Annotated in this window: 19 protein-coding genes; 14 read left to right on the forward strand and 5 right to left on the reverse strand. The window is 40.2% G+C overall.

Annotation, left to right across the window (positions count from 1 at the left end):
- The first annotated feature begins 3 nt into the window (after window positions 1-3).
- The 8 genes from HY841_08210 to HY841_08245 all read left to right on the forward strand — a co-directional run bounded on the left by HY841_08210 (window position 4) and on the right by HY841_08245 (window position 7,201).
- Window positions 4-1,524 (forward strand): CotH kinase family protein, encoded by a 1,521-nt coding sequence (locus tag HY841_08210; protein ID MBI4930730.1) that lies wholly within the window; start codon window positions 4-6, stop codon window positions 1,522-1,524.
- A gap of 52 nt (window positions 1,525-1,576) precedes the next feature.
- Window positions 1,577-2,053, forward strand: coding sequence for a hypothetical protein (locus HY841_08215; protein ID MBI4930731.1), 477 nt, complete (start codon window positions 1,577-1,579; stop codon window positions 2,051-2,053).
- A gap of 38 nt (window positions 2,054-2,091) precedes the next feature.
- Complete coding sequence (locus tag HY841_08220; GenBank protein MBI4930732.1) at window positions 2,092-2,739, forward strand: hypothetical protein; 648 nt, start codon at window positions 2,092-2,094, stop codon at window positions 2,737-2,739.
- Window positions 2,726-3,562, forward strand: coding sequence for a M15 family metallopeptidase (locus HY841_08225; GenBank protein ID MBI4930733.1), 837 nt, complete (start codon window positions 2,726-2,728; stop codon window positions 3,560-3,562). Before HY841_08220 ends, HY841_08225 begins: the two co-directional genes overlap by 14 nt.
- Before the next feature lie 197 nt (window positions 3,563-3,759).
- Window positions 3,760-4,887, forward strand: coding sequence for a Re/Si-specific NAD(P)(+) transhydrogenase subunit alpha (locus HY841_08230; protein ID MBI4930734.1), 1,128 nt, complete (start codon window positions 3,760-3,762; stop codon window positions 4,885-4,887).
- Between the two features lie 73 nt (window positions 4,888-4,960).
- On the forward strand, window positions 4,961-5,269 hold the full coding sequence (locus HY841_08235) for an NAD(P) transhydrogenase subunit alpha (GenBank protein ID MBI4930735.1): 309 nt from the start codon (window positions 4,961-4,963) through the stop codon (window positions 5,267-5,269).
- Window positions 5,270-5,374: 105 nt separating this feature from the next.
- Complete coding sequence (locus HY841_08240) at window positions 5,375-6,775, forward strand: NAD(P)(+) transhydrogenase (Re/Si-specific) subunit beta (GenBank protein MBI4930736.1); 1,401 nt, start codon at window positions 5,375-5,377, stop codon at window positions 6,773-6,775.
- Window positions 6,776-6,970: 195 nt separating this feature from the next.
- Window positions 6,971-7,201: a hypothetical protein gene (locus HY841_08245; protein MBI4930737.1), complete on the forward strand. Its 231-nt coding sequence runs from the start codon at window positions 6,971-6,973 to the stop codon at window positions 7,199-7,201.
- Between the two features lie 120 nt (window positions 7,202-7,321).
- On the opposite strand, the gene HY841_08250 is transcribed toward HY841_08245, so the two are convergent.
- From HY841_08250 to HY841_08260, 3 genes are all read right to left on the reverse strand, one after another.
- A complete protein-coding gene (locus HY841_08250; GenBank protein ID MBI4930738.1) occupies window positions 7,322-10,672 on the reverse strand; it encodes a gliding motility-associated C-terminal domain-containing protein in 3,351 nt (1,116 codons plus the stop codon).
- 180 nt (window positions 10,673-10,852) lie between these two features.
- Complete coding sequence (locus HY841_08255; protein ID MBI4930739.1) at window positions 10,853-12,142, reverse strand: 3-deoxy-D-manno-octulosonic acid transferase; 1,290 nt, start codon at window positions 12,140-12,142, stop codon at window positions 10,853-10,855.
- 3 nt (window positions 12,143-12,145) lie between these two features.
- Window positions 12,146-12,904: a hypothetical protein gene (locus HY841_08260; protein ID MBI4930740.1), complete on the reverse strand. Its 759-nt coding sequence runs from the start codon at window positions 12,902-12,904 to the stop codon at window positions 12,146-12,148.
- 94 nt (window positions 12,905-12,998) lie between these two features.
- Here HY841_08260 and HY841_08265 point away from each other — a divergent pair, with 94 nt between their 5' ends.
- The 6 genes from HY841_08265 to HY841_08290 all read left to right on the forward strand — a co-directional run bounded on the left by HY841_08265 (window position 12,999) and on the right by HY841_08290 (window position 17,787).
- Complete coding sequence (locus HY841_08265) at window positions 12,999-14,111, forward strand: DegT/DnrJ/EryC1/StrS family aminotransferase (GenBank protein MBI4930741.1); 1,113 nt, start codon at window positions 12,999-13,001, stop codon at window positions 14,109-14,111.
- On the forward strand, window positions 14,108-15,427 hold the full coding sequence (locus tag HY841_08270) for a UDP-glucose/GDP-mannose dehydrogenase family protein (GenBank protein MBI4930742.1): 1,320 nt from the start codon (window positions 14,108-14,110) through the stop codon (window positions 15,425-15,427). The genes HY841_08265 and HY841_08270 overlap by 4 nt, the downstream gene beginning before the upstream one ends.
- Window positions 15,428-15,433: 6 nt before the next feature.
- Entirely contained in the window at window positions 15,434-16,234 is an 801-nt protein-coding gene (locus HY841_08275) for a 3'-5' exonuclease (protein MBI4930743.1), read from the forward strand.
- Between the two features lie 88 nt (window positions 16,235-16,322).
- The gene (locus tag HY841_08280; GenBank protein ID MBI4930744.1) at window positions 16,323-16,934 is read left to right on the forward strand and encodes a fumarylacetoacetate hydrolase family protein; all 612 of its coding nucleotides are present in this window, start codon (window positions 16,323-16,325) and stop codon (window positions 16,932-16,934) included.
- A 38-nt stretch (window positions 16,935-16,972) separates the two neighbouring features.
- Complete coding sequence (locus HY841_08285; GenBank protein ID MBI4930745.1) at window positions 16,973-17,122, forward strand: hypothetical protein; 150 nt, start codon at window positions 16,973-16,975, stop codon at window positions 17,120-17,122.
- Between the two features lie 5 nt (window positions 17,123-17,127).
- Window positions 17,128-17,787: a hypothetical protein gene (locus HY841_08290; protein ID MBI4930746.1), complete on the forward strand. Its 660-nt coding sequence runs from the start codon at window positions 17,128-17,130 to the stop codon at window positions 17,785-17,787.
- Here the strand turns inward: HY841_08290 and HY841_08295 are convergent.
- Both HY841_08295 and HY841_08300 read right to left on the reverse strand, forming a co-directional pair.
- Window positions 17,784-18,542, reverse strand: coding sequence for a hypothetical protein (locus HY841_08295; GenBank protein ID MBI4930747.1), 759 nt, complete (start codon window positions 18,540-18,542; stop codon window positions 17,784-17,786). The two genes, HY841_08290 and HY841_08295, sit on opposite strands and share 4 nt — an antisense overlap.
- A gap of 14 nt (window positions 18,543-18,556) precedes the next feature.
- Window positions 18,557-19,549, reverse strand: a complete 993-nt coding sequence (locus HY841_08300; protein ID MBI4930748.1) for an SDR family oxidoreductase — start codon at window positions 19,547-19,549, stop codon at window positions 18,557-18,559.
- Window positions 19,550-19,630: the final 81 nt, after the last annotated feature.

Raw genomic sequence — 19,630 nt, forward strand, 5'->3', positions numbered from 1 at the left:
ATTATGAAAAAGCTTCTCCTCTACACCCTATTTATTACTCATTACTCATTATTCATTTGTTCTGCACAGTCTCCTGGCGATTCTCTTTTCAACTCTGCTCAGATTCACACAATAAAAATATTTTTCAGCCAGACTGGCTGGTACGATTCCTTGATTGCTTACAAACCACTGGATAAGAAAATGCTGGGCGATGTGGAGATTGACGGAACGTATATAGATTCCGTTGGCATTCAGTTCAAAGGCAATTCATCCTTTAACGCACCCGGGATTAAAAAACCATGGAAAATTGATTTCAATGAGTTTGTGAGCGGAACAAAATATGACGGAGTAAAAACAATTAACCTGAACAACGTTGTCGGAGACCCCAGTTTCATGCGCGAAAAACTTTTTGATGACTTCTGCCGGACAGTTGGCATTGAAGCGCCCCGCGCCACCTATACAAATGTGTATGTAAATAACGTTCTTTGGGGATTTTATGTGCTGGTGGAGCAAGTGAACAAAACCTTTCTTACTACTGAATATGGAAATAACGCGGGCAACCTCTTTAAAGGTGATGGAAATGGAACCCTTCAGTGGTACGGAACTTCTCAATCAAATTACTATGGAAAGTATGAACTCAAAACCAATGAAACTCTCAACGACTGGACTGACCTTGTTCACCTGATTGACGAAATCAATAACACGCCTTCTTTAAATTTTTACGATTCACTGGAAGCTGTACTGAACACTTCGGCTTGGATGGAGGCATGGGCTGCAAATAACATTTTTGTGAATCTTGATTCGTATATCGGAACAGGTCATAACTATTACATCTATCATAATGCTGTTACTGATAAATTTGATTTTATCATCTGGGATGCAAACGAGGCGTTTGGAAAGTTCAGTCAGGGAATGTCTGTTGCTCAACTGGAAAGCTTGAGTATGGCATACATTCCGAATCCTCCCGGTCCTCCCGGTCGTCCGCTTACTGATAAAATGATTCAGAACACAACTTACTATAACACCTATGTGAATACGATTTGCAATTATGTGGCAAATTATTTTTCCAGCGCTTATCTTAATACTAAAATTGATAGTTTGTACCCTATCATCAAGCCTTATGTGTATGCTGACCCGAATAAATCATTCTCTAATCAGAATTTTGAAGACAACATCAACATGAATGTTATGGGAAACATTCCAGGCATTAAATCATTTATCACTAACAGGCGTGCAAGTTTAATCAGCCAGCTTACTTCTTTCGGATGCAACATGGGAATTGATGAAGAAAATAATTCTGTTGAAGTGAATGTTTATCCGAATCCGTTTATTGATAAAGCGACTATTGAGGTTATTGGTCATCCGTCATCGGTGATCGGTTCTGAATTTACATTATACGATGTATTCGGAAGAGAAGTGATGCGGTTACCGATTACTGATGACCGATTACTGATTACCCGCGATAATCTTTCAAGCGGAATACATTTTTATAGAATCATTGCCGAAAACATTCCTGTAGCATCAGGCAAACTTGTTGTTGAGTAAAATTTTCTATTACTTCTTTCGTTCAACATCGCATAACTAACTTTGCGAAACTATGCGGAATGTAAAATTACTCAGGCAAATTAAGATGCTGATTCTTCTTTTCATCATTCTTCTTGTATTGAGCGGTATCACTGCTTTTCCTATCAAGTGGCAATTAGATTTAGTTCGCGATTATATTTTTTCTTTCGCTGAAGAAAATAGTATTCGGCAATGGTTTATGAAAATTTATGATGGCATAACTAATACCTATGAAAAATACCCGTTCATTGCTTACGGAACCGATTGGCTGGCTTTCGCTCACATTGTGATTGCCATTGCTTTCATCGGTCCTTACCGCGACCCGGTGAAAAACATATGGGTAATTCAATTCGGAATGATTGCGAGCGTGATGGTTTTTCCTTTAGCATTTATTGCAGGAAACATTAGGAGCATTCCTTTCTTCTGGCAACTGATTGATTGTTCATTCGGAGTATTCGGATTTCTGCTTTTATATATCATCTACAGAAAAATAAAGAAACTCGAAGAATGAAACGCACTCTCCTCTGGCTCACACTCTTTAGCATTGCAATGGGTTATCTTGAAACCTCAGTGGTGGTGTATCTCCGCGCGATTTATTACCCCAACGGTTTTAATTTCCCTATGGCGAATATGAGTTCAGCCATCGCCATTACAGAACTTGGAAGAGAAGCGGCAACCATCATTATGCTTGCCGGAATCGGAATTGTTGCGGGAAAAAATTCCACACAACGATTCGCATGGTTTCTTTACTGCTTCGCCATATGGGATATTTTCTATTATGTATTTCTTAAACTTCTTCTCAACTGGCCTGAATCGCTTTTCACATGGGATATTCTTTTTCTCATTCCGCTTCCATGGGTAAGCCCGGTAATTTGCCCATGCATTGTTTCTTTAAGTATGATTTTTCTGGCCATTTCTCTTATTTATTTCAACAATAAAAGTTCTTCAATAAGAATTAATTCAAAGGAGTGGGTTTTATTCATTTGCGGAAGTTTCGTGGTTATTGTTTCATTCATTATTGATTGTTTCACCTTCATGAAATCGTATGAAGGACCGATGCTGAAAGCAGTTTCATTATATGTTCCCGTTCGTTTCGACTGGTGGATTTTCTGGCTCGGAGAAATTTTTATCCTTACTGCCATTGCACAGTTTTACGTTCGCGCCAAAAGATTAATTTTGGCAAGTGAATTTCCTTAGAAGATATTCTGCATTGGCACTGGTAGTTCTCTCCGTTGAAGTACTCCTGCTCTATCTCTTCCGCACACCACTGAAAGATGTTGCACGCGTTCCGAGAACATTCGAACAAGTAATGTTTGGAGATAACGTTTTTTCCGCTTCTGTACTGCCATCCTTATTCACCTCTTCAGAACCATCAACCATCAATCATCAACCATTAGCCATTATCAAACACACTTTCCTCGAACAAAAATTAATTGCTTTTGGACTAGTTAATATAAACACCCTTGATCCTTCTATTAAAGTCAATCTGAAATATTCCACAGAAGATAATTTTCTGCACAAGAATATGTACGGAGAATTAAAAAATTGTTACCTACAAAAAGACATTGCTGATAAAGTTATGAAAGCTCAAAAAATTCTGAAAGAAAAATTTCCGTTCTACTCATTAATTATCTACGATGGAGTGCGCCCCCTTTCAATTCAACAGATGATGTGGGATGAACTGCAAGTGCCCGAAAAACTAAAAGACAAATATGTTTCAAATCCTGAAGTGGGTTCGCTTCACAACTTTGGTTGCGCGGTGGATGTGAGCATTGTGAATGAAGATTCTTGGGAAATGGACATGGGTACTCCTTACGATTATTTTGGAGAACTCGGCCACCCAATTGCCGAATCAAGAATGATTGAAGAAGGAAAACTCACATGGCGTCAGTTTGAAAACAGAAAACTTCTGCGTGATGTAATGGCAGAAGCCGGCTTCATGGGCATCACCACTGAATGGTGGCATTTTAACGGAAACTCTCTGAATACAGCCGGAGAAAAATATCACATCGTAGAATGAAAATTACATCCCCAGTGTTAAAAACAAATAAATGTATTTATGATTTCAGTCATGTATCACATTGGGCTAATATTTTTACTTTCGCTCAGTTTTAATTCATGTATGAAGAAAAATAATTCAACAAGAAAATAGTCTCTAAAGCCGAATCCCTTGCCATGTGCCTGGGATTTTTTGTTTTAGAAAAATAAAAACGCACTATGAAATTCTCAGTACCCAAAGAAACCAAACTGAAAGAAAACCGCGTGGCGCTCACTCCCGATGTGGTGAAAGGGCTCGTCAAAAAAGGTTTCGAAATTGTGGTGGAAGCAGGAGCGGGCTTAAATTCCTTTTATGCCGATGATGCTTACACCGCTGCCGGGGCAAGTATAGTTGACAAAAACAAATGCTATTCTGATTCCGATGTGGTGCTGAAAGTGAATGCGCCACTGCCCGAAGAAATTTCTATGATGAAGAAAGAAGCGATTCTGATTTCATTCATGTTCGCAGCAACAAATCCTCAATTGGTGGAAGCATGTTCTAAAGCCGGCATCTCGGCTTTTTCCATGGATGCGGTGCCTCGTATTTCGCGCGCTCAAAAAATGGATGCACTTTCTTCACAAGCGAATCTGGCCGGATATAAAGCTGTGATTATGGCGGCCGACACATTAGGAAAAATATTCCCGATGATGACAACCGCTGCTGGAACAATTCGTCCCTCTAAAGTTGTAATCTTTGGAGCGGGAGTTGCAGGACTGCAGGCAATTGCAACAGCAAAACGTTTAGGAGCTGTAGTAGAAGTATCTGATATACGCCCAGAAACAAAAGAGCAAGTACAATCTCTTGGCGGGAAATTTATTGAAGTGAAAGGAGATGATTCTATTAAAATGGAAGGCGGATATGTAAAAGGAGTGTCGGATGAATTTCTGAAGAAGCAGCAGGAATTAGTTGGCAAACATGTGAAAGAAGCCGACATCGTAATCACCACCGCACTTATTCCCGGAAGGAAAGCTCCTCTTCTCGTTACAGAAGAAATGGTGAAGAGCATGAAATTCGGTTCTGTGATTCTTGACATGGCTGTTGAATCCGGAGGAAATGTGGTGGGAAGCGAACTCAACAAAACAGTAGTGAAGCACGGAGTCACCATTATTGGCGAAGGAAATATCCCATCGCTTCTTCCGCTGAACGCAAGCGACCTTTACGCAAAAAATATTGAAACACTTCTACTCCACCTTGCCGATAAAGACAAATTCAAATGGGAGATGGAAGAAGATATCACAAAAGGAAGTTTAATCGTGCACAAAGGAGTGGCGGTACATCCAAGTGTAAGTAAACCAGTAAACGCATAATACATGCCTCACCCCTAACCCCTCTCCTCGAGGAGAGGGGAACAAAAAGGGGTGAGACAAAATAATTCAAATTATGGAAAATATTCTAAATTTTATCTCCGAAAATCAGATGACATTTTACTTCGTCATCCTTTCCATCTTCGTTGGGGTGGAAGTAATCGGAAATGTGCCGACCGTTTTGCACACACCGCTGATGAGCGGAGCAAATGCCATTCACGGAGTAGTGATTGTAGGAGCCATCTTCGTAATGCTGAATGTGGATCCTGAAAATTATCTGGCGCTCGCTCTCGGATTTCTCGCGGTGTTTCTCGGAACACTGAATGTGGTCGGAGGGTTTGTGGTGACAGACAGAATGTTGGAAATGTTTAAAAAGAAAAAATAAAAACAAAGAGCCCCACCCCACCCTCCCCATTGGGGAGGGAGAAAGGTGGAAAAATAAGTCCTCCCCGATGGGGAGGATTTAGGAGGGGCTCCAAATATTTAATTTATGTACAGTTCAATTCTCGGAATAATCTACCTCATCGGTTCAGTGACTTTCATCATGGGACTAAAAATGATGAGCAACCCAAAAACTGCGCGTAACGGTAATCTGCTCGGTGCCTGCGGAATGACACTTGCCATTGTCGGAACCATTGTTCTGCATGAAGGAGACGTAAAACCCATTGTGTACGGATTGATTTTCTTATCCATCGCCATCGGCTTTGTTATCGGATGGGTGACCGCGAAAAAAGTGCTGATGACAAAAATGCCGGAACTTGTTTCCCTCTTCAACGGAATGGGAGGCGCCTGCGCTGCATTGATCTCTCTCATCGAATACAATCATCATATTGAAACAGGAGCGCCTGCCGAAACAGGATTCATGCTCGCCATCATTGCGGCACTCATTATCGGCTCGGTCTCTTTTTCAGGAAGTATGGTTGCTTTTCTCAAACTGAATGGCACCATGGCAAAACCTATCCGTCTTCCTTCTTATAATGCTCTCAACAATGTGATCATGCTGGGAGTACTGGCGCTCGGAGCCTACAATATTTACACTGGCGGAAGCATAATGCTCGTCTATCTTCTCTTTGCTGCCGCGCTTTTTTACGGAGTCATGTTCACTTTTCCTATCGGTGGCGCTGACATGCCTGTGGTGATTTCTCTTTTGAACTCTTTTACCGGAATGGCGGCAGGATTCGGAGGATTTTTGTACGATAATAAAATCATGCTTACAGGAGGAATTCTGGTTGGCTCTGCCGGAACATTGCTGACCATATTAATGTGCAAAGCCATGAACCGTTCTCTCACCAATGTAATCTTTGGCGCGTTCGGAGAAGGAAGCAAAGCCGCAGCTGCCGGAGCGACAACAACCGGAGGAACTGTGAAAGAAGCTTCGGTAACAGATGTGGCAGTGATGATGAACTATTCAAAGAAAGTGGTGATCGTTCCCGGCTACGGATTGGCAGTTGCGCAGGCGCAGCATGTGATTCATGAATTGGAATTGCTTTTGGAAGAAAGAGGCGTTGAAGTAAAATATGCCATCCATCCCGTTGCCGGTAGAATGCCCGGACACATGAATGTGCTTCTTGCCGAATCAAATGTTGATTACGCAAAACTTGTGGAGATGGAAGAAATAAATTCCGAATTTGAACAAACCGATGTGGTGCTGATTGTGGGAGCTAACGATGTGGTGAACCCTGCCGCAAAAAATAATCCTGCCTCTCCTATTTACGGAATGCCCATTCTGGAAGCTGAGAAAGCAAAGAACATCATCATTAACAAACGTTCGATGAACGCGGGATATGCGGGTATTGACAATGAAATTTTCTACAACCCAAAGTCCTCCATGTTTTTTGGTGATGCCAAAAAAGCGCTTACAGCTTTAGTGGCGGAGATTAAGACGATGTAACTAGTTCTTATCCTTAACAGAGTTTCTTTTAATTTGCTTTTCAGATATTTCGTACTAGTTCTCATGACAGAAAGCTTTTCCATTCCTCGTATCTCTATTTAATTACCTTTACCCCGAAGAATTAACAAAAACATTCAACAGAGTTTACCAAAATCAAAAAGAGAAATGAAATTAAATAACATTCGGGGCGGTGCAATGCGTGGAAACAGGGGAAGACCCCCCACGAAGCCGGCCGTTTTAAAAGATGGGTTTTATTTTGAAGTTCGCAACAGGGCAACCGACCCGGGTACAGGAGTAAAAATCTGGAAAAGTACCAATGCCGAAATGCTTGACGCAGTGGCGGAATACCGAAAAACCAAATTAGTGGTTATTCTAGGAGCGTATAAAAATGGCAAGCCCATTGCTCAGCGAAAAAAAGCTGCCTGATATTTTTTAAGTTCCGATTATACTTTGCCCCTTCCTTTATTTTTAGGACTTACGCATTTTCGTCACTAAAACATTAATGGTAAAACTTTCACATCGCTCCGCTTTGAGAGAATCTGTATCTCATCGAACTACCGAAACATTCCCCCTTCTGTCAATCTTAGTACCTGAAATCATTTCGGCTTTCATGCGGTAAACAAACACTGCGCTGCCTTCTTCTCCTTTTAATAATCCGCGTGTATAAGAGCCATCCCACTTGAAGTCGGTGTTAGTGGATTCAAAAACTTTTTCTCCCCACCTATCCCAGATAGAAATTTTTAAATCTTTAACGCAGGCGAGGTTGTTTATGTAAATGCGCCATTCATCATCTTCCCCGTCACCGTTTGGTGAAAATGCGTTGGGCAGGTAAAGCGCCTGGCAGGTTGCGTCAACAAAAACATTTATTGTATCCGTATCGGTGCATCCGTTTGCATCGGTAACAATAACAATGTAATCGGTGGTTATCAAGGGGCTGGCAGTGGGATCCTGGCAGTTGAGGCAGCTTAATCCTCCCGGAGGAAACCAGTTGTAAGAAATGCCACCGGAAGAATTCAACGGAGCGCCCGAACCAATAGGAATGGTAACATCCGCTCCTGCGTTTGCGGTGGGAAGCGGGTTTACAATCACATTCACATTTGCAGTGTCCGTGCAATTGCCGCTCGTTACAATCACAGAATAACCATTGGAAGAAGTCGGAGTTATGCTAATGGATGCAGTATTTTGAAAGGTGTTCCACAAATAAGTTCCTCCTCCAGAAGCAATGAGCACTGTGCTTTCTCCAACGCACAAATTTGTATTCCCGCTAATTGCAGCATTAGGTGGCGGATCTTGATTTACATTCACCGTATCGCTCATTGAACAACTATTGGCATCCGTTATCGTAACAGAATAATTTCCTTGTGCGAGTCCTGAAGCATTAGCAGTTGTCTGTCCGTTGCTCCAGAGATAAGTATACGGTAAAGTTCCTCCGCTCACAGATGAATTTGCAATTCCATTCGTCATTCCGCAACCGGCAGGCTGTGAAGTAAGATTCGAGAATAATGCTGACGGCTGAGTGATTACAATGTTTGCTGCCATGGTGCATCCGTTGGCATCGGTAACAAGAACCGTATAGGGTTGTGCACTTAATCCCGAAACGGAAGAAGTATTATAATTTCCCGGCACCCAGAAATAAGTGTAGTTCGGACTGCCACCTGCCGCTGATACTGCCGCTGTTCCATTGCTGCCTCCATTGCATGAAACATTTGTGGAGGAAACAGAAGTAGTAAGTGCGGTGGGCTGTGTGATGATAACAGTTTGAGAAGTGGTGCATCCGTTTGCATCGGTGATTGACACGGAATAATTTCCTTGCGAAAGTCCGGTTGCTGTTTGTGTTGCCTGAGAAGACGGAGTCCATAAATACGTAATCGGATTTGTTCCGACAGAAACAGTAACAGTTGCATTACCATTACTGCCGCCAAAACATGAAACATTTGTCTGCAAAGAAATAGTCGCAACAGGAGTCGGATTCACGGTAACACTCATTGAACTTACGCTCGCGCAATTTCCGTTGGATACAATTATGGTGTAGGTGGTGGTTGATGTTGGATTCGCCACAGGATTTGAAATATTCGGATTGGATAATCCAGTTGAAGGAACCCATGAATAAGAACTTCCTCCTGAAGCGTTCAATGATGTGCTGAATCCGAAACAAATACTTGCATTCGGTCCGGCATTCGCAACGGGAACTGGATTCACAAAAATATTCATCGCATCGGTGTTGCTGCATCCGTTGGCATCCGTAACAGTAACCGTATATGTACTATTAGAAGTTGGATTCGCAACAGGATTTGAAATATTTGCGCTGGATAAATTTGTAGCGGGCGTCCACAGATAATTATTTCCTCCCGATGCACTAAGTGTAGTCGAAGTACCCGCGCATATTGTAGCATCTGCTCCGGCATTTGCAGTTGGCAAAGGATTTACTGTTATCAAAATTGCATCTGTATTACTGCATCCATTTGCATCGGTCACTGTAACTGTATACGTAATGGATGCGGTTGGATTTGCAGTTGGATTTGCAATGTTGACGTTAGATAAATTCGTGGCAGGAGACCACACATATGTGTTTCCACCAGATGCGCTGAGAGAAGCAGAACTTCCGATACACATGCTTACATCTGTTCCAGCGTTTGCTGCGGGCAAAGGATTAACGGTGACATTTACAATATCTGTATTCGTGCATCCGTTCGCATCCATCACGGCAAGTGTATAAGTCATAGTCGTAGTTGGAGAAGCAACAGGATTCTGACAAAGCGTGCAACTCAATCCTGCTCCGGAAGGTCCCCATCCGTAATTTATTCCTCCGCTTCCAGAAAGAGAAGTACTGTTACCAATACAAATACTTACATCGTTTCCCGCATTAGCAGTGGGTGGAGCAAAAACAGTAACGGTCATGGTTGTTATGCCCGAAGGAGTTGCACATTCCGTAACATCAAGAGACATGGTATAAGTTCCGGGCGAAGCATAAGAAATTACATAAGGTCCTTGTCCTGAACCGCTAATAACATTTCCGCTTCCGAAATTCCAGGTGTAAGATGCGCTCGAAGAAGCGTTGCCCGTGTATGTGACGGTGGTATTAGTTCCCAAACAGGCAACCGTATCAGCTGTGAATGATGAAGTAGGCGCGCCAGCTGTAACAAAAACTGTTTGTGAAGCAGTGCTGGAGCATGCGTTTCCTCCAACTGTGTTTCCGGTGATGGTAATATTCTGAGTGCCGGTGGTGGAAAAAGTAACTGCGGGAGGAGTGGGTCCCGTGAAAGTTGATGGAGTTGCATTGGGTCCGAAGTTCCATGAATAGGTGATGAATGCGTTGGGCGAATAACAATTAAGCGCAAAGTTTACCGGCTGCCCGGCACAAACTGTATCAGGAGTTGCGGTAAAAGCTACCGGAACTCCAAATGTACAAGTACCGCCAAATGAAAGTCCGAATCCGTTTCCATCATTGCCAGGAATATCCAGGCAGAGAAGATATGTACGCCCGCATTGTGCGTTAAGATATTTACACCAGCCGTCACCGCCTGTTCCTTCTGTAGTGTCAGTGGCAGACATATTCAATCCTGTATTGCTGCCAGTGCATCCATCATCAGCCATAGAACAGCGTAAAGCATTTCCGATACTTCCGCATCCGTTCGTTACATCGAAGAGTGCGAAATTGTAATCACCGCAATCGAAAAAACCAGGAGAAGCGGGGTTGATAGTGAATGTGAGCGTTCCCGCCTGCTGAACAGTGAAGATGTAAAATCCCCAGCGTGTGAGCCCGCCAGTAAAACAGGAATTACTTCCGTTCACCAGATTATTATTTCCGCTGCAACCTGAATTGCAAAGAGAACCTTCGCTGGGCTGGTCAGTGATGTTGCAAACCACTCTTGCAGTAGTGCAATACTGGTGGTTCATCACCACAGGGTTTTTTTGCGCGAAGAGGGCGCAAGAGATTAATGAGAAGAAAAGAACAGTCCCGAGAAAAACGGAATTCGTCCTTTGGCGAATAGATATTTTCATGTTAGAAAATTAAAATGACACCTAAACCCAATTGCATATTGAGTTTTATTCAACAGGGTAAATATAAAAAAGATTTTAGTTTTCGAGATGTAAAGCGCTGATAATTCTCTCCACCGCTCCTTTTCTCTGCATTACAAAGTTTTTGCAGACCATGGAAGCCATCATGAGAATTTTTTCATCCGAGAGAAACAAGTTCATCACTTTCTGAAAATCATTTGTATCCACAATGCTGAATCCTCCGCCCTGTTCAATAATTTCTTTTGCCTCAGGAAATTTATGATGGTTGGGTCCGAAGATGACAGGAGCGCCAAAGGCAACAGCTTCCAGAATGTTATGAATACCGCTTCCAAATCCACCGCCAATGTAAGCGATGTCAGCATATTGATAGAGAGAGGAAAGCATGCCGATGTTATCAATGATAAGAACTTTTGCGTCCTTCAATTTATCCAACGCTGTTGAAACGGGTTCTTTGCTGATTTCGGAAAACCTCAGAATTGTTTTATTGCTGAATTGTTTTATTGTTGATTGGATGCGGGCTTCATTTATTTCATGCGGAGCGATAATTAATTTCAGTATTGGGTAGTAAGTATTGGGTAGTGAGGCTTGATACTTTATACTTGAAACAATTTCTTCATCCTTCTCCCACGTGCTTCCGCAGACAACTACTTTGTTATCTCCTTTAAACATTTCTACCATCTGATTCTTCTTTACAGTAGAAACAGTTTGAGAAACTCTGTCGTAGCGCAAATCACCGCTCACGGACACGTTTAAAATCTTTTGTTCTGAAAGCAGTTTCTGTGAAAAATCATTCTGTACAAAAATATGATTGAAGAACGACAAGACCTTTCGCAGATACTTTCCATACATGCCGATGAACTGTTCCTGGCGGAAATTCGCAGAAACAAGATAAGCCGGAATGTTTCTTTCTTTCAGTTCATGAAGGTAATTATACCAGAAGTCATACTTGACAAAAAACACTTGCGATGGATTTACCATGTCAAGAAATCTTCTCGCATTAGATTTAGTATCAATCGGTAAATAGAAAATAAAATCTGCTCCTTCATAATTCTTTCTAATCTCATATCCCGAAGGAGAAAAAAACGTAATCAATATCTTGATTCTTGATTCTTGATTCTTGATTCTATCAATTAAAGAGCGTGCCTGTTCAAATTCACCGAGGGAAGAACAGTGAAACCATACGAGGGACGGGGGACGAGGGACGAGGGACGAACTAAGAGCAGCATTCAGTTTCCAAAAAACATTTTTTCTTCCGCTTACAAATAATCTTGCTTTGCGATTGAACAACGAGGCAACTTTAACTAAAAAAGAAAAAAGCTGAATGAATATCTGATAGAAGAAAATCACTCGTTAGTGGTAATAAAATTCCTGAGGAGTTTTTTTGTACAGCGGAAGAATCCATCCGATACGGATTCCATTCAGTAAATCTATTCGCTTGTCAGTATCCGCTTTCATCAAATCATAATCATAACTGCGCTGGCTTTTCGTGAATGCCTGCGTGAATTCAAATCCGCCAAAGAAATTTAACATGCGCTTGTTGCCCACATACATGTAGCCGATAAATTCATGCGCGCCTAAACCCGCAGTGAGGCGGTCGTATCCTTTCGGATAAGGATCAACCAATTGTGGCGACTGATGCCCGATGTCATCCATTTTTATTTTATGGCGGAGAAAGACGGGTCCAGCATAAATGATGATACCTGAATTTTTGTTAGGGGAAAGAATCGGAAAAAGTTTTCCGACATGAAGAGAAACGGTGAATCCTCTTTCAAATAACCTTACAACAGAAGGATTGCCATTTTGGTTGATGATGAATCCGCTGGAGGTTTTCAAACTGTCAAGGATTCCATTCTCCTTAATCTGGTCACCGAATAAAAAACTTCCGCTCGCACCAAAAATCAAATTCCTTTTTGTCTTGATGGAAAAATTCAAACCTACATTGGAATTATATCCGAATCGTTTTGCCAAATCTCCCCCTGGAAGTTGAAACGAATATGAAAATTTCACCATCGGAAAAAATAAGGAAGAATCTTTTACGTTCTGAGCAGAAACTGAGAATACAGAATACAGAATACAAAATACAGAATATATTTTCCAATTCTGTTTCATTCGTAATTTGTACATTCGCAACTTAAAACAAATCGGTGTAATCATCATTTAATCTGTGTAATCAGTGGGGGTAAAAGTAAGCAGAAAAATAGAAATGGTTGACTTAGTCAGCCAGTATGAAAACATCAAGGAAGAAGTGGATGCTGCCATAAACGAAGTGATTCAAACTGCCCGCTTCATTAACGGACCAGCCGTAAAAGAATTTCAGACTGACTTAGAAAAATATTTGAGTGTTAGGCACGTGATTCCATGCGCCAACGGAACAGATGCGCTTCAGATTGCGCTCATGGCGCTCGGATTGAAACGAGAAGATGAAGTTATCACATCCAACTTCACTTTTGCCGCTACCGTTGAAGCGATTGCTTTTCTAGGGCTGGTTCCCGTTCTTGTTGATGTAGATGCCGATACATTTAATATAGATGTAAAAGAAATCGAGAAAGCAATCACTTCAAAAACAAAAGCAATTATTCCCGTGCATCTCTTCGGTCAGTGTGCGGACATGGAAGCAATTCAATTGCTTGCAAAAAAGCACAATCTCTATGTGATTGAAGACACTGCGCAGGCAATTGGCGCAGATTATATTTTTTCTAACGGAACGAAAAAGAAAGCAGGCACCATCGGAAACATCGGCACCACTTCTTTCTTCCCTTCAAAAAATCTGGGCGGATACGGTGATGGTGGCGCACTTTGCACGAACGATGATGAACTCGCGAAGAAATGCAGAATGATTGTTAACCATGGGCAGAGCGTTCAATATCACTATGAAATTCTTGGCGTGAATTCCCGCCTGGATTCCATTCAGGCAGCTGTTCTGAAAGTTAAATTAAAATATCTTGACAAGTATGCTGCAGCGCGAAACAAAGCAGCAACTTATTATGATAAAGCATTTGCAGGAAATTCAAAAATAAAAACTCCTGCCCGCTCAAAAAATTCTTCGCATGTTTTTCATCAGTACACATTGACATTGAACGGAGTTGACCGAAATAAATTAAAAGAACACCTTGCATCAAAAGAAATTCCTGCCATGATTTACTACCCTGTTCCTCTCCATTCTCAACCCGCTTACTATCATAAAATAAATGATGGAAGAAAATATACTGTTACAGATAAACTTTGCGCTTCGGTAATTTCTCTGCCAATGCATTCTGAACTTGAAGAAGAAACTTTGAAACATATCACCGATTCGGTTTTAGAATTTACAAAATGAATATAGCAGTAGTTGGAACAGGATACGTTGGGCTTGTTACAGGAACTTGTTTTGCCGAAACAGGCAACAATGTGATTTGCGTTGACATTGACAAAGAAAAAGTAAAACGCCTGCAATGTGGGAATATTCCCATTTACGAACCGCATCTTGAAGGAATATTTCAGCGGAACATAAAATCAAACCGCCTTTCTTTCACTACAAATCTGAAAGATGCAATAGAGAAATCACTTGTAATTTTTCTTGCACTTCCTACCCCGCCTGATGAAAACGGTTCTGCGGATTTAACGCATGTGCTTGATGTTGCGAATCAACTTGGCAAACTCATTAAAGAGTATAAAGTTGTGGTAAATAAAAGCACTGTGCCTGTCGGCACTGCTGAACTTGTCCGCAAAGCAATTGCAAAGAATTGCTCCGAAGGAGTCCATTCGGACAAAACTGATTTTGATGTGGTGAGTAATCCTGAATTTCTGCGCGAAGGATTTGCAGTAGATGATTTTATGAAGCCCGACCGCGTGGTTGTCGGCACCTCTTCCGAACGCGCTAAAAAAGTGATGGAAGATTTGTATAAGCCATTTGTAAGACAAGGAAATCCGATTTTATTCATGGACGAAAAATCTTCCGAACTCACAAAATATGCCGCCAACTCATTTCTCGCTACAAAAATTTCTTTTATGAATGAGATTGCCAACCTTTGCGAAAAAGTAGGCGCAGATGTGGACAAAGTGAGAATGGGAATCGGCTCAGACGATAGAATAGGAAAACGATTTTTGTTTGCAGGCATCGGCTATGGAGGAAGTTGCTTTCCAAAAGATGTGTTAGCACTGGCGAAATCAGCTGAAGACAATAAATATGATTTCAAAATTCTGAAATCTGTAATGGAAGTGAACAAGAGCCAGCGCGAATTATTTCTGGAAAGAATTAAAAAATATTTTAAGAACAACTTAAAAGGAAAAAAGATTGCTCTGTGGGGGATTGCCTTTAAACCCGATACCGATGATATCCGCGAAGCCCCAGCACTCTATCTCATTGAAGAATTGCTTTCGGCTGGAGCAAAAATTTCTGTCTATGACCCGGAGGCAATGAATAATGTAAAAAAAGTTTATGATAATAAAATCAGTTTCGGAAAAAACCATTATGAAGTTTTGAAAGGCGCTGATGCGTTACTGATTTGCACTGAGTGGGCTGTCTTCCGCACTCCTGATTTTGAAGAAATGAAAAAGCTGATGCAAGGAAAAATAATTTTTGACGGAAGAAATCTTTACAGCAATGAACAAATGAAACAACTTGGATTTATTTATTCGAGCATCGGAAGATAATTTCCTATGGCAAAACTGAATCTAACCCGCTCTCTTGCTTTTTTTGACGTTGAAACTACCGGGTTGAACATAGCATCAGATAGAATTGTAGAAATTTCTATCCTGAAAATATTTCCGCCAGATGGAGGGAAAAAAGAAAGTAAAACTATTCTTATCAATCCAACTATTCCGATTCCGAAAGAAGTGACAAAGATTCACGGCATAAGCGATATGGATGTGGCAGATGCACCTACATTCAAAGATTGTGCGAAAGAACTTTCTGATTTCTTTGGCGATTCTGATTTAGCAGGTTACAACTGCAATTATTTTGACATTCCTCTTTTGATGGAAGAATTTCTCAGAGCGGGAATTGATTTTGACATGAAAGAAAGAAAAATGGTGGATGTGCAGGGCATTTTTCATAAGAAGGAAGAAAGAACTCTTTCAGCTGCTTACAAATTTTACTGCAGCAAATCACTGGAGAACGCTCACAGCGCGGAAGCCGATATTAATGCCACCGCACAAATCCTTGAAGCGCAATTGGAAAAATATTCCGATCTGAAAAACGATGTCGCGTTCCTTCACAATTTTACTTCGCGTTCACGCAGGGTTGATTTTGCAGGAAGATTTGTCTACAACGAAAAAGGAACCATTGTTTTTAATTTTGGAAAACATAACGGTAAATCTGCTGAAGATGTTTTCAGAACCGAACCTTCCTATTATTCATGGATGATGAACGGAGAATTTTCTCTTCACACTAAAAAAGTAATCACGGAAATCTTCGAAAAACGAAATAGTACGAAAAATACGAAAACAAACAGTCAATAATTGCAACGAGTCGATAGATAAAAATACCCAATTAACATCTAACATTTTTCATTTCGTACTTTCGTATAAATTCGTTTTTCGTTGATTTATGAAAATTATCTGCATTGGGCAAAATTATCTGGAGCATATCAAAGAACTTAATTCTGCTATTCCAGACGAACCCGTTTTTTTTCTCAAACCAGATACTGCTCTTCTCCTCGACAATAAACCCTTTTACATTCCTGATTTCTCAAATAACATTCATCACGAAGTGGAAATTGTTTTGAAGATAAGTAAAGTGGGAAAAAACATTGCGAAAGAATTCGCGCATAAATATTACGATGAATTAACTGTAGGAATTGATTTCACTGCGCGCGATATACAAAAAATTCAGAAGACAAAAGGCCTACCCTGGGAAAAAGCAAAAGGGTTTGATGGTTCTGCACCAGTCGGAAGGTTTATTTCAAAAGAAAAACTTTCCCCGTTAAACAATCTGAATTTTCATCTTACTATAAATGGCAAAACAGTACAGAAAGGAAATACAAGCGATTTGCTTTTTCCTTTTGATAAAATAATTTCTTTCATATCTCAATTCATCACTCTTAAAATTGGTGACTTAATTTTCACGGGAACTCCCGTTGGTGTTGGCGCAGTTAATATTGGCGATAAACTGGAAGCATTTCTGGAAGGAGAGAAACTCTTGGCGTTTGATGTGAAGTAAGTTCCATTTGCCTTTAAAAAACAAAGTAAATTTGCTGGATGAAGAATTATATCCAGATGCCTATCGCCTTTTCATTGATCTTTATTTTTTCTATTATTTTTTACGGGCAGAAAATAGATAGTGTAGAAAACAATACAACCAAGACAAATTTTTCAACTCTATATATTTATCATCCTAAAGACATATAAAGCCGATGATCAAATTAGTTGATACGATCCGTGGCGGAATGGAATATGAAGAAATAAGAAAAACCCGGGATTCCTTAAAGGCATTAAAGGCGCTTGATACTATACCAAAAAGAAATACTATTTATGCTGAGCTAGGTGGGCAAGCTGGTATTTACTCACTTAATTATGATCGGATTTTTCGTGTAAACAAAAAAGTAAAAAATTCTGTTTCTTTTGGTTTAGAATTATTTCCATCTAGATATGATTTTATTTTATTTACTCCTGTTTCATATAATTTTTTGTTTGCAAAGAAAAATAGTCACTTAGAATTAGGCATTGGGCTAACTATATTTTCAAATAGATATAAGGTCAATCCAAACACTTACTATACCAGCCCATATATTTCCAATTCAACAATAGGTCGCGGGACAGATTATATTTTATTTGCTTCTCCAAAAATTGGCTATCGCTATCAAAGATTACAAGGAGGAATATTTTTCAAAGTAGCTTTCTCTCCGATAATAAATATTGTTGCATACTATGGAAGTGCTAAATTTAAAAATGAAAGCCAATTCAATCAAACAGGGTCATTCCATTTTTTCGAACCTTTTGGTTCATTGGGTCATGTTTTGCCATGGGCTGGAATAAGTATTGGATATACATTTAATTTTAAGAAACAAAATTAGAGTGTGCTATTCAAAAGCTTCCCGCTCTCAATCAACTTATGCAAAGATTTCTGATAAACTGCTTCTGTCTTTATTAGGTTGACGTGCCCGGAATGATGACAATCGCTTCCTAAAAAATCAATCATATTTTTTTCAATCAGATGCTCTGCCACTTTTTTTGTTTCGTAGGAATAATAACCTGTGAGCGAATTAATATTCAATTGAAACAAAAGTCCTTTCTCTTTTAATTGCTCGTATTTTTCAAACTTGTGGTGCCAGAAATTATATCGTTCAGGATGCGCAAGCACCGGCTTGTATCCACTCGTCAGTAATTTGAAAATTATTTGCTCAAGATTATCCGGTGGATTCAGGAATGAAATCTCAAACAATAAATAATTCCCCGAAGTTTTATTCGGAGCAGATTTTCCAAAGGTGAGAAGTTTTTCCTGCTCTATTTTTCTGCCGAAATCAAAATCAATATAGTATTCTGCAGCAGCTTCAATTTGAATAGGAATTCCTTCCGTCTTCAACGCAACTCTAACTTTCTCTAATCCTCTTAAAATAATTTCAGATGTATTAGGATATCCGTCAGCAAGAATATGCGGAGTAGTGATTACCTTTTTATACCCCAAATCATGAAATGATTTAATCAGCGAAATAGAATCTTCCATCGTTTGTGCACCATCATCAATACCAGGAATAAAATGAGAATGGACATCACACTTCAGCACAGATAAATCCACAGACACGTTTGATCTGGAGTTTTTGCCAAACATATTTGAAAGAAAACTCATTTTCGGAAATATTTGTCAAACCAGTCAACTGTTATAGTTAATCCCTCATCTACACTTGTTGTGGGTTTATAGTCAAGAATATTTCGGGCTTTTGAAATATCAGCAAGCGAATTTTTCACATCTCCTTTTCTTTCCTCGCGATAAATGGGATTAAGAGAAGCTCCTGTAATTTTCTTTAAAGAATGAAATAAGTCATTTACTGATATTTTTTCTCCAAACGCAATGTTAAAAACCTTGCCGATGGCTTCTTTGTTTTCACAAAACATGGCTCTAATATTTCCTTGCACGGCATTTTCCACAAAAGTGAAATCACGCGATTGATTTCCATCGCCATTAATGAAAACGGATTTGTTATTCAGTAAGCCATCAATGAAAAGAGGAATTGCAGCCGCGTATTCTCCTTTTGGATTTTGTTTCGGTCCAAAAATATTAAAGTAGCGCAGACCGATTATTTCCATATTATAAGTACGCGCAAATATGTCTGCATAAAATTCATTTACCAGTTTGCTCACGGCATAAGGAGATAAAGGTTTCCCGATTTTTTCTTCTTTCTTAGGAGAATCCGTGTTGTCGCCATACACTGAAGACGAACTGGCAAACACCACACGTTTTACACTTGCGTTTTTAGCCGCCACAAGCACCGAAAGAAATCCACTGGCGTTTGCGTTATGTGTTGCAATCGGATTTTCAATCGAACGCGGAACAGAACCTAGCGCTGCCTGATGAAAAACAAAATCAATATTCTCACAAGCAGTTTTGCAAACGTTCAAATCACAAATGTCACCATTGATGAATTTAAAATTAGAATGCCGAAAACAAGGTTTAAGATTTTCTTCAAAACCTGTTGAGAGATTATCGAGCACTACAACCTTCTTCGCATTATATTTTAATAGATACTCTACAATATTGCTGCCGATAAAACCAGCGCCACCCGTAACAAGGAAAGAATGTTTGGATAAATCGGTCGTATGGAATTTTTGTTCGTACATTATTCAAGGAGATTCATCGCAGAGTTTATCCCGCAGATGCTGAAACAAGTTCAGCATGACTTGCGGGACTCAGAATGACAT

It is taken from the genome of Bacteroidota bacterium (assembly GCA_016213405.1).
Lineage (GTDB): Bacteria > Bacteroidota > Bacteroidia > Palsa-948 > Palsa-948 > Palsa-948.

Coding starts and splice junctions, on each gene's coding strand:
- HY841_08240 (MBI4930736.1), top strand. CDS start 5,375: ATGTACAGTTCAATTCTCGGAATAATCTACCTCATCGGTTCAGTGACT.
- HY841_08270 (MBI4930742.1), top strand. CDS start 14,108: ATGAATATAGCAGTAGTTGGAACAGGATACGTTGGGCTTGTTACAGGA.
- HY841_08265 (MBI4930741.1), top strand. CDS start 12,999: ATGGTTGACTTAGTCAGCCAGTATGAAAACATCAAGGAAGAAGTGGAT.
- HY841_08245 (MBI4930737.1), top strand. CDS start 6,971: ATGCGTGGAAACAGGGGAAGACCCCCCACGAAGCCGGCCGTTTTAAAA.
- HY841_08215 (MBI4930731.1), top strand. CDS start 1,577: ATGCGGAATGTAAAATTACTCAGGCAAATTAAGATGCTGATTCTTCTT.
- HY841_08230 (MBI4930734.1), top strand. CDS start 3,760: ATGAAATTCTCAGTACCCAAAGAAACCAAACTGAAAGAAAACCGCGTG.
- HY841_08280 (MBI4930744.1), top strand. CDS start 16,323: ATGAAAATTATCTGCATTGGGCAAAATTATCTGGAGCATATCAAAGAA.
- HY841_08275 (MBI4930743.1), top strand. CDS start 15,434: ATGGCAAAACTGAATCTAACCCGCTCTCTTGCTTTTTTTGACGTTGAA.
- HY841_08300 (MBI4930748.1), bottom strand. CDS start 19,549: ATGTACGAACAAAAATTCCATACGACCGATTTATCCAAACATTCTTTC.
- HY841_08210 (MBI4930730.1), top strand. CDS start 4: ATGAAAAAGCTTCTCCTCTACACCCTATTTATTACTCATTACTCATTA.
- HY841_08235 (MBI4930735.1), top strand. CDS start 4,961: ATGGAAAATATTCTAAATTTTATCTCCGAAAATCAGATGACATTTTAC.
- HY841_08250 (MBI4930738.1), bottom strand. CDS start 10,672: ATGAACCACCAGTATTGCACTACTGCAAGAGTGGTTTGCAACATCACT.
- HY841_08285 (MBI4930745.1), top strand. CDS start 16,973: ATGAAGAATTATATCCAGATGCCTATCGCCTTTTCATTGATCTTTATT.
- HY841_08220 (MBI4930732.1), top strand. CDS start 2,092: ATGGGTTATCTTGAAACCTCAGTGGTGGTGTATCTCCGCGCGATTTAT.
- HY841_08290 (MBI4930746.1), top strand. CDS start 17,128: ATGATCAAATTAGTTGATACGATCCGTGGCGGAATGGAATATGAAGAA.
- HY841_08260 (MBI4930740.1), bottom strand. CDS start 12,904: ATGAAACAGAATTGGAAAATATATTCTGTATTTTGTATTCTGTATTCT.
- HY841_08295 (MBI4930747.1), bottom strand. CDS start 18,542: ATGTTTGGCAAAAACTCCAGATCAAACGTGTCTGTGGATTTATCTGTG.